The 9,601-nt window shown below is 68.6% G+C and carries 10 protein-coding genes, 1 tRNA gene and 1 pseudogene; 2 read left to right on the top strand and 10 right to left on the bottom strand.

The features are described 5' to 3' along the window. Nucleotides 1-90 precede the first annotated feature (90 nt). Nucleotides 91-1,611 (bottom strand): aldehyde dehydrogenase, encoded by a 1,521-nt coding sequence (gene adh / locus ABYX71_RS08115; RefSeq protein ID WP_372695995.1) that lies wholly within the window; start codon nt 1,609-1,611, stop codon nt 91-93. Nucleotides 1,612-1,686: 75 nt separating this feature from the next. On the opposite strand from adh, the gene ABYX71_RS08110 reads away from it, so the two are divergent. Beyond that, on the top strand, nt 1,687-2,214 hold the full coding sequence (locus ABYX71_RS08110; RefSeq protein WP_372695994.1) for a peroxiredoxin: 528 nt from the start codon (nt 1,687-1,689) through the stop codon (nt 2,212-2,214). A gap of 94 nt (nt 2,215-2,308) precedes the next feature. Further along, a complete protein-coding gene (locus ABYX71_RS08105) occupies nt 2,309-3,931 on the top strand; it encodes a long-chain fatty acid--CoA ligase (RefSeq protein WP_372695993.1) in 1,623 nt (540 codons plus the stop codon). A gap of 7 nt (nt 3,932-3,938) precedes the next feature. Here the strand turns inward: ABYX71_RS08105 and ABYX71_RS08100 are convergent, their stop codons facing one another. The 9 genes and pseudogenes from ABYX71_RS08100 to ABYX71_RS08060 all read right to left on the bottom strand — a co-directional run. Continuing rightward, a complete protein-coding gene (locus tag ABYX71_RS08100; RefSeq protein WP_372695992.1) occupies nt 3,939-4,916 on the bottom strand; it encodes a hypothetical protein in 978 nt (325 codons plus the stop codon). Continuing rightward, complete coding sequence (locus ABYX71_RS08095; RefSeq protein WP_372695991.1) at nt 4,909-5,907, bottom strand: amidohydrolase family protein; 999 nt, start codon at nt 5,905-5,907, stop codon at nt 4,909-4,911. Before ABYX71_RS08095 ends, ABYX71_RS08100 begins: the two co-directional genes overlap by 8 nt. Further along, nucleotides 5,904-6,542: a class I SAM-dependent methyltransferase gene (locus tag ABYX71_RS08090; protein ID WP_372695990.1), complete on the bottom strand. Its 639-nt coding sequence runs from the start codon at nt 6,540-6,542 to the stop codon at nt 5,904-5,906. The genes ABYX71_RS08095 and ABYX71_RS08090 overlap by 4 nt, the downstream gene beginning before the upstream one ends. Before the next feature lie 53 nt (nt 6,543-6,595). After that, complete coding sequence (locus ABYX71_RS08085; protein WP_372695989.1) at nt 6,596-7,318, bottom strand: peptidoglycan DD-metalloendopeptidase family protein; 723 nt, start codon at nt 7,316-7,318, stop codon at nt 6,596-6,598. After that, the gene (locus tag ABYX71_RS08080) at nt 7,278-7,964 is read right to left on the bottom strand and encodes a protein-L-isoaspartate(D-aspartate) O-methyltransferase (protein ID WP_372695988.1); all 687 of its coding nucleotides are present in this window, start codon (nt 7,962-7,964) and stop codon (nt 7,278-7,280) included. Before ABYX71_RS08080 ends, ABYX71_RS08085 begins: the two co-directional genes overlap by 41 nt. A 70-nt stretch (nt 7,965-8,034) precedes the next feature. Then, nucleotides 8,035-8,111: transfer RNA gene (locus ABYX71_RS08075), tRNA-Pro, on the bottom strand. A gap of 28 nt (nt 8,112-8,139) precedes the next feature. Beyond that, a complete protein-coding gene (locus ABYX71_RS08070; RefSeq protein WP_372695987.1) occupies nt 8,140-8,496 on the bottom strand; it encodes a MerR family transcriptional regulator in 357 nt (118 codons plus the stop codon). After that, nucleotides 8,474-8,782, bottom strand: coding sequence for an integration host factor subunit alpha (locus ABYX71_RS08065; RefSeq protein WP_372695986.1), 309 nt, complete (start codon nt 8,780-8,782; stop codon nt 8,474-8,476). The genes ABYX71_RS08070 and ABYX71_RS08065 overlap by 23 nt, the downstream gene beginning before the upstream one ends. A gap of 1 nt (nt 8,783) precedes the next feature. Next, a pseudogene (locus tag ABYX71_RS08060) lies at nt 8,784-9,601 on the bottom strand (phenylalanine--tRNA ligase subunit beta); the annotation flags it as partial.

The following is a 9,601-nucleotide window of genomic DNA, read 5'->3' as shown; positions in this document are numbered from 1 at the left end:
GATCTGCCATCGATTCATGGAGCACGGCGCGGGCTTGGCCCGCGTCGCTGCGAGCTGAAAAAGTCCAGGGATGGAGTGTTTCAGCATCTGTCAGAAGAAACCCAGCGCCTGCTCGCCGTAGCTGACCAGCACGTTCTTGGTCTGCTGGTAGTGGGCCAGCATCATCTTGTGGCATTCGCGGCCGATGCCGGACTGCTTGTAGCCGCCAAACGCCGCGTGCGCCGGGTACAGGTGGTAGGCGTTGACCCATACGCGGCCGGACTGGATGGCGCGCGCCATGCGGTGGCAGACGTTCTGCTCGCGCGACCACACGGCGGCGCCCAGGCCGTACAGCGTGTCGTTGGCGATGGACAGCGCTTCTTCCTCGTCCTTGAAGGTGGCGACGGACACCACCGGGCCGAAGATTTCCTCCTGGAAGATCCGCATGCGGTTGTGGCCCTGGAACACGGTCGGCTCCACGTAATAGCCGCCGGCGAGATCCCCGTCCAGCGCGCGCTGCGCGCCGCCGGCCAGCAGCTGCGCGCCCTCCTGTTTGCCGATGGCGATGTAGGAGAGGATCTTCTCCAGCTGCTCGGGCGAGGACTGGGCGCCGACCATGGTGTCGGTGTCCAGCGGGTCGCCGCCGCGGATGGCGGCCACGCGCTTCAGTGCCCGTTCCATGAAGCGGTCGTAGAGCGATTCCTGGATCAGCGCGCGCGACGGGCAGGTGCAGACCTCGCCCTGGTTGAGCGCGAACATGGCGAAGCCTTCGAGCGCCTTGTCGAAGAAGGCATCGTCGCGGGCGCCGACGTCGTCAAAGAAGATGTTGGGCGACTTGCCACCCAGCTCCAGCGTCACCGGAATCAGGTTGGCGGACGCGTACTGCATGATCAGCCGCCCGGTGGTGGTCTCGCCGGTAAAGGCGATCTTGGCGATGCGCGGGCTCGACGCCAGCGGCTTGCCGGCCTCCACGCCAAAGCCGTTGACCACGTTGATCACGCCCGGTGGCAGCAGGTCCTGCAGCAGTTCCATCAGCACCAGAATCGACACCGGCGTCTGTTCGGCGGGCTTGAGCACCACGCAGTTGCCGGCGGCCAGCGCCGGGGCCAGCTTCCACGTGGCCATCAGCAGCGGGAAGTTCCACGGGATGATCTGCCCCACCACGCCCAGCGGCTCGTGAAAGTGGTAGGCCACGGTGTCGGCGTCGATCTGCGACAGGGCGCCTTCCTGCGCGCGCAGCACGCCGGCGAAGTAGCGCCAGTGGTCCACCGCCAGCGGCAGGTCGGCGGCCAGGCTCTCGCGGATGGGCTTGCCGTTGTCCCAGGTCTCGGCCACCGCCAGCGCTTCGAGGTTCTGCTCCATGCGGTCGGCGATCTTCAGCAGCAGCGCCGCGCGCTCGGCGGGGGCGGTCTTGCCCCAGGCGGTCCTGGCGGCGTGGGCGGCGTCCAGCGCGCGCTCGATGTCCTGTGCGTTGGAGCGGGGAATTTCGCAGTAGGTCTTGCCGGTGACCGGCGTGATGTTGTCGAAGTACTCGCCCGACGCCGGCGGCAGCCACTGGCCACCGATGAAGTTGGCGTAACGGGACTTGAGGCTGACCTTGGCACCTTCGGTGCCGGGGGCGGCGTAACGCATGGCGGACTCCTCCTGCGCTGGGGGTATGCTGTGCCGGTCATCATAACCGGCCCCGCCACCCCCATCGGAGGCACCATGAAACGCCTGCTGACCGCCCTGTTTCTGCTTGTTGCGCCGGCCCTTGTCGCGGCCGCCGAGTCGCCCGAAATCGGCGCCCCGGCGCCGGCCTTCAGCCTGCCGGACCAGGCCGGCAAGACGCACGCCCTGGCCGACTACGCCGGCCGCTGGCTGGTGCTGTACTTCTACCCCAAGGACGACACGCCCGGCTGCACCACCGAGGCCTGCAATTTCCGCGACGACATCGTGCGCATCCGCGCGCTGGGTGCGGAGGTGGTCGGCGTCAGCGTGGACAGCGTCGCCTCGCATGCCGAGTTTGCCGAAAAGCACAGCCTGCCGTTCCCGCTGCTGGCGGACGTGGGCGGCGCCGTGGCGGCGTCCTACGGTGCGCTGCGCGACCTGATGGTGATGAAGCTGGCCAAGCGTCACACCTACATCATCGACCCCCAGGGGCGTGTCGCCCAGCGTTACCTGGACGTCGATCCCAAGACCCACGCGGCCGAGGTGGTGGCCGATCTCGAACGTCTGCAGAAGGCTGGCGGCTGACGCGTCTTGGCGGACACCTTACCGGCGGTTAAGCTTTGCCGGCCGTCCGCGGCACACCCGTCCCGACGACAAGGCCCGGCCAGAGGAGAAGACGATGCAAGGCCTGATGATGAACTACCCGCTGACGCTCACGTCAATTCTCAAGCGGGCGAAGGATCTGTTCGCCGACGGTGAGATCGTCACCCGCGAACCCGGGGGGGTGCACCGCTACACCTACGGCGAGTTCTACGACCGGGTGCTGCGCCTGATGGGGGCCCTGAAGGCCGCCGGCGTGAAGCCCGGCGACCGTGTCGCTACCTTCGCCTGGAACCGCTACCAGCACCTGGAGCTGTACTTCGCGGTGCCGTGCCTGGGCGCGGTGCTGCACACGCTGAACATCCGCCTGTCGACCGACCAGCTGACGTACCTGGTCAATCACGCCGAAGACCAGATGATCTTCGTCGACGAGTCGCTGGCCGACCAGCTGGTGCCGCTGCAGGAGCACTGCAAGGGGGTCGAGCGCTTCGTGGTGATGCGCGAGGGCGGCAATGAGACCTTCGGCCTGCGCGGCGAGACCGAGTACGAGGATTTCCTGGCTTCCGGCACGCCGGTGACCGAGCTGCCGGAGCTGGACGAGAACACCGCCTGCGCCATCTGCTACACCTCGGGCACCACCGGCAACCCCAAGGGCGCGCTCTACAGCCACCGCGGGTTGTACCTGCACACCATGGCCATCGGCATGGCCGACGTGATGGGCCTGTCGCAGCAGGACAGCGCGCTGGTGTTCGTGCCCATGTTCCACGTCAACGCCTGGGGGCTGCCGTTCGCCGGCGTCATGTTCGGTGGCAAGCTGGTGTTCCCGGGGCGCAACCCACAGGCCGCCGACGTGGTGGAGCTGATCCGCGGCGAGGGCGTGACCTTCGCCGCCGGCGTGCCGACCATCTGGATGATGGTGGACCAGTACCTGCAGGAGCACGGTGGCGACCTGGGCGCCCTGCAGCGCGTGGCCTGCGGCGGCTCGGCGGTGCCGGCGGCGCTGATGCGCGCCTTCGACGAGCGCTACGGCGTGCCCATCGTGCAGCTGTGGGGCATGACCGAGCTGTCGCCGCTGGGCACCGTGTCGCGCCTGAAGCGGAGCATGCGTGACGCCAGCGCCGAAGAGAAATACGCCGCGCGCCTGAAGGCCGGCATTCCGGTGCCGGGTATCGAGATGCGCATCGAGGGCCCGGACGGCGAAATCCTGCCCAACGACGGTCAAAGCGTCGGCGAGCTGGTGGTGCGCGGGCCGTGGGTGATCAGCAACTATTTCAAGATGGAAGGCTCGGGCAAGTCCTTCACGCCCGACGGCTGGTTCAAGACCGGCGATGTGGCGGCGCTGGACGCCGACGGCTACATGCGCATCGCCGACCGGGTGAAGGACCTGATCAAGTCCGGTGGCGAGTGGATCTCCAGCGTGGACATGGAAAACGCGCTGATGGCCCATCCGGCGGTGGCCGAGGCGGCCGTGGTGGCGCGCCCGGACCCGAAATGGGACGAGCGGCCGGTGGCCTTCCTGGTGCCGCGGCCGGGCCGCGAGGGCGAACTGGCCCCGGAGGCCGTGCAGACCTTCCTGGGCAGCAACGGCGATTTCGCCAAGTGGCAGATTCCGTATGCCGACGACATCCACCTGATCGACGCCATTCCGCGCACGTCGGTCGGCAAGTTCGACAAGAAGGTGCTGCGCCGGCGCTGGGAGTAGGCCGGCGTCAGCCGCCGCCGAGCAGGTAGGCGGCGGTCAGGTTGTCGTACAGCGCGCAGCCGGTGCTGATGAACAGGCGCCACGCGCCCGGCGCGGCGGCCGGTGGCTGCGCGAGCAGCGCCAGCAGGTCGGGCGGTGCGGTGCCGTCGATCAGCCCGCGCGCCCGCCAGGCGCGCAGGTCGCCGTAGTTCAGCGCATCGGCGGAATCCACCCACAGCGCGGCGCGGCCGGCCCACGCATCGGTGAGTTCCCGCTGGCCGGCGGCGTCGGCGCCAAGGCTCAGTACCACAGGCGGTGCGGACGGCGGCGGGGCGCAGAAGGCCCGCGCGCTGGTGGTGGCCAGCAGCCAGGCGTCGCAGGCCGGATCGGTCCGTGGCGCGACCCGGCACGGCAGCCCCGCGTCGCACAGTGCCCGCGCCGTTTCCGCAGCGCGCGCGGTGTTGGCATCGACCAGTTCGATGCGTTCCAGCGTCCGCGCGGCGGCGCAGTAAATCGCCGCGTAGTAACCCACCCGGCCGGTGCCGACGATGCCGATGCGGCGGGCCTGCGGCGCCAGTGCCGCCAGCGCCAGCGCGGCCACCAGGCCGGTGCGGGCGGACGACAGCAGGCAGGCCTCCAGGCGGTCGGTGACGTACTGTTCGGCGGCGTCGAGCACCAGCAGCTCGCCGACCGTGATCTGTCCCGGCAGCCGGCGTTGCGCGCGGTTGGTGCCGACGATCTTTACGGTCTTGAGCGCGTCCTGCCCGCGGCGCACCACGCACGGCATGAGCCGGAAGTCGCCACCGTCCGGATCGTCCAGCACCCGCTTGGGCGGCATCTGCAGCTGCGCCCGCCCGGCGGCGAGGTCCGCCAGATACCGACGCGCGAAGGCCAGGTAGCCGGCCGGGTCGGCCGTCAGGCGCCGATGAACGGTGGCTTCGTCCCAGTGCCGGCAGGGCAGGGCGTGCGCCTGTAACGCCGCCGGCAGCCGGACGCCTTCACCCATCCAGTTTCATCAACCGCCGGGCGTTGCCGGACAGCATCGCTTCCTTCTGTGCCGGCGGCACGGCCAGTGCGGCGATGCTGAACAGCGTGTCGCGGGTGAAATCCTCGCCGCCGCTGCCGTCGAACGGCGCGTCGGTGCCGAACAGCAGCCGCTCGGCACCAAGGAACTCGTACGCCGCCGCCAAGCCGCCGACCGCGCCCATCAGGGCCGTGTCGCCGTAGAAGAGACGAAAGTACTCGTTGGCCGGGCGCGCCAGCTTTTCGGCCGCGGCGCGGATTTCCGGCATGTTCGGCTTGCCGTAGATGGCGTCGATGCGGGCGGAGAAGGCGGGCGCCATGGCCGCCGCGTGGTGGGTGATGATCTTGATGTCCGGGTGGCGGTCGAACAGGCCGTCGAACACCAGGCGCGTCATGGCGGCGGTGGTCTCGTAGGGCCAGCCGAACACCTGCCAGATCCAGTACTTCGAGTGATCCTCGCCGCGGTAGTCGGGCTGGTTGCCGCCGCGCGCCGGGTGCAGCCAGACGGGGTAGTCGTGCCGCGCCATGACGGCGAAGAAATCCCGGAACTCCGGCCGGTCGAGCGGTACGCCGGCGGCCGAGGAATAGATGAGCACGCCCTTCATGCCCAGTTCGGTCAGGCAGCGCTCGGCCTCGCGGGCCATGTGTGCCGGGTCGTTCATGGCCACCGTGCCGACCGGGATGAAGCGCCCGGGATGCTGCGCCGCCATGGCAACGATCTCGTCGTTGGCCAGGCGCGCCAGGTCGGCCGCGGTGGGCGGGTCGCCCATGGCGATCTCGATCGGCGGCGAGGACAGCGTGATCACCTGCGCGTCCACGCCGTGACGGTCCATGACGGCCAGACGCGCCGGCAGATCGACCAGCTGCGGCATGGATTCGAGCAGGCCGCCGAGGTAGTCCGGCCCCGTCATCTTCTGCTTGAGCGCGGTGTAGAAACGCGTCGGCATGACGTGGGTGAAGCAATCGATCTTCATTTGGAAACTCCTCCTTCGGGTCGGCGCCAGACGGTGGCCAGCCACGGTTGCAGGTGGCGTGGCTGGCCGGCGGGTCGATAGTAGTGCTCGAGTTCCTCGAAGCCGGCGGCGCTCACGTACGCCCGCCAGCTGTCCAGGGTGTGAAAAGCGCCGTAACGCTCGCCCTGCCAGCCTTCCTCGTCGTTACCGCGCGGGTTGCTGGCGAACAGCACGCCGCCCGGCTTGAGGGTGGCGAACAGGGCCTGCAGCACCGCCGGCAGGTCGGCGCTGGGTACGTGGAACAGCGACGCGTTGGCGAACACGCCGTCGAAATGTTCGGGCGGCAGTTCCAGGTGCAGAAAGTCCTGCTGCCACACCTCGCAGCCTGAGTGGGCCCGCGCCATGGCGCAGAACTGCGCCGATCCGTCCAGGCCGATCGCGTGGTGTCCGAGGGCGCGAAAGGCGATCAGGTCGCGGCCCGGCCCGCAGCCGAAATCCAGCACCGTGAACGGCGGTTCGCCCCGGATGTGCCGAAGCAGCGCGTCGCGGTTCTGGCTGACGTCGTGATCGCGCGTGCCTTCCCAGAACGCCTGCGCGTGGCGGTCGTAGTGGCCGAGCGTGCGCTCGCTGATGGGCGGTAGGGAACGGTGGGGCATGGATGTAGGGGCGGTAAGTGGCGACTGTGCAGGGTGTCCAGCATATCCCCGTGTCAGCCGCCCGGCGGTTTCACCAGCCGGGCCGGGTCGATGGGCGTGCCGCGGTAGCGGATCTCGAAATGCAGCATGCCGCGTCCGTCCCCGGGGCTGCCCATGCTGGCGATGGTCTGGCCGGCTGTCACGGTGCTGCCCTCGGTCACGTTGATCTGTTGCAGATGGCCGTAGGCGCTCAGGTAGTCGGCGTTGTGCTTGACGATCAGCAGGTTGCCGTACTGGCGCAGGCCGTTGCCGGCGTACACGACGGTGCCCGCCGCAGCGGCACGTACCGGCTGACCGATGCGCCCGGAGATGTCGAGGCCCTTGTTGCCGCCATGGGACGCCGAAAAGCCACGCACGGTTGTTCCTGCAGTGGGCCAGCGCCAGTCGGCGATGGGCGTGGCGGGCGGGGCAGCGGAGCCCCCGGGCAGGCGCAGCCGTTGGCCCGGGTAGATGGTGTAGGGCGGTCGCAGGCCGTTCAGGCGGGCCAGGGTGGGGTAGTCGGTGCCATGCCGGCGGGCGATGGAGGCCAGTGTGTCGCCACGCTGCACGCGGTATTCGCCGCTGGCTGCGGAGGACGCCGATACACCGCGCGCGGTGGCCGACGGCCGGCTGGCGCAGCCCGAGATGGCGAGCACCACCACCAGCAGGCCGATGAACAGCAAGCCGGGGAAGGACGCCTGGGCCGGCGCGCGGGCCTCAGCTGCGACCGTGTCGCAGCGGCACGAAATGCGCTGCACCCAGCAGTTCCTCGTGCACACCGGTGGCGGTGCGGGTAAAGCGCCGAAGCGCCTGTTCCTTGCTGCCGACCGGGGCGATCAGTCGTCCGCCGTCGGCCAGCTGCTCGAACAGCGCCGGCGACAGGGAGGCGGCGGCGGCCGTCATGAGGATGCCGTCGTAGGGACCTTTGTCGGCCAGGCCGCGGCTGCCGTCACCGACCACCAGCGCGACATTGCGGATGCGAAGGTCGCGCAATACGCGTCGCGCGTGGGCGGCCAGGGCGCCGATGCGTTCGATGCTGACCACTTCCGGTATCAGCGCTGCCAGCACGGCGGTCTGGTAGCCGCAGCCAGTGCCGATTTCCAGCACCCGCCGCATCGGCGGACCTTCCAGCAGGGCGCTGGTCATCTGCGCGACGGTCAGGGGCTGTGAGATGGTCTGACCGTGGCCGATGGGCAGGGACACGTTGTCGTAGGCGCGGCTGGAGAGTGCTTCATCCACGAACAGGTGCCGCGGCACGTGGCGCATGACGTCCAGTACACGCGGATCGAGGGGCGCCAGTTCGGCCAGCGTCTCGATCAGCCGGTCACGGGTGCGCTGCGAGGTCATGCCGATACCGGCAGCGCGTTGCGCCGCGCCGATATCGCCGCGGAACGGTGTGTTCATGGGTGCGCCTGGGCGCCGGGTCTACGGAAAAACGGGGCAATCTCCGATGGGAGATTGCCCCGCGTCGTATTGGTCGGGACGAGAGGATTTGAACCTCCGACCACTTGACCCCCAGTCAAGTGCGCTACCAGGCTGCGCCACGCCCCGAAATCATGTTTTGATGCGATTTTGCGCATCACGCTTTCAAAATGGCCAGGACCTCTTCCAGCTCCTGTCGCATCTGGCGCACCAGCTGCGTCGTGCGGTCGGCATCCTGACGCCCGGTTTCACCACCCAGTTGCTGGCGCGCGCCGCTGATGGTGAACCCCTGATCGTACAACAGGCTGCGAATCTGGCGGATCAGGATTACGTCCTGGCGCTGATAATACCGCCGATTGCCGGTGCGTTTTGCCGGCGCCAGCTCCGGGAATTCCTGTTCCCAATAGCGCAGCACGTGCGGTTTGACGCCGCACAACTCGCTGACCTCGCCGATCCCGAAATAGCGTTTTCCGGGTATCGGCGGCAGCTGGTCATTCTGTGACGGCTCCAGCATGTGTGTCGACGCGGCGTTTGAGCTGTTGGCCGGGTTTGAACGTTACCACACGGCGCGCCGTGATAGGTATTTCCTCGCCGGTCTTTGGATTGCGGCCTGGGCGCTGGTTCTTTTGACGCAGGTTGAAGTTGCCGAAACCGGACAGCTTGACGCCCTCGCCGCGCCCCAGCGCCGCGCGCATGTGATCGAAAAACGACTCGACGATCTGTCGCGCCTCGCGCTTGTTGACCCCCAGTTCGCTGCACAGCAACTGCGCCATCTCGGCCTTGGTCAGGGTGCCGTTCATGTCAACCTCGCAACTGTGCCTGGTGGGTATCGACCAGTGCCTGCAGCAGACGCGCCATCAGCTGGTCCACCTCGGCATCGGTCAGGGTGCGCTCGGTGGCCGACAGGGTAAGGCCAAGGGCAATGCTTTTGTAGCCTGCCGGCACGCCCGCGCCCAGGTAAACGTCAAACAGCAGCAGATCCTGAACCGGCGCCTGGGTACACGCGCCGCGCGCGGTGGCCAGCAGATCGGCGCCGCTGACGTCCTGCGGTACCAGCACCGCCAGGTCGCGCCGCACGGTCGGGAACCGCGATACCTCGCGGTAGACCGGCGTGTCGGCGTCGGTCAGGGCGGTCAGCTCGATTTCGAACACCAGCGCCGGCATGAGCTTCAGGTCGGCTTCGATCTTGGGATGCAGGCGTCCGAGCCAGCCCACCGGCTGGCCGTCGCGCAGCAGGCGGGCGCTCTGGCCGGGGTGCAGTGCCGGGTGCTCGGCGGCGACAAAGCTGAAGGCGTCCGCGCAGCCGGTCAAAGTCAGCAGTGCCTCGACGTCGCCCTTGAGATCGAAGAAATCGACGGACTCCTCGGTCAGTGCCCACTGCTCGGGATGGCGCAGGCCACCGATCAGGCCGGCCAGCATCATGTCCTGGCGCAGGCCGTCGTCAGCGTTCAGGAAACGCAGGCCGGTCTCGAACAGTCGCACCCGCGTCGCCTGACGGTTGACGTTGTGGGCGTAGGCATGCAGCAGGCCTGGCCACAGGCTGGTACGCATGACGGCCAGTTCGGCCGACAGCGGGTTGGCCAGTTCGAGCGGCGGCGTGTGCGGGTCGATCAGCGCCT

This window comes from Immundisolibacter sp. (genome assembly GCF_041625615.1).
Lineage (GTDB): Bacteria > Pseudomonadota > Gammaproteobacteria > Immundisolibacterales > Immundisolibacteraceae > Immundisolibacter.
Note: the sequence above shows the minus strand (reverse complement) of the source record. Positions and strands in the feature narration are given on the sequence as shown.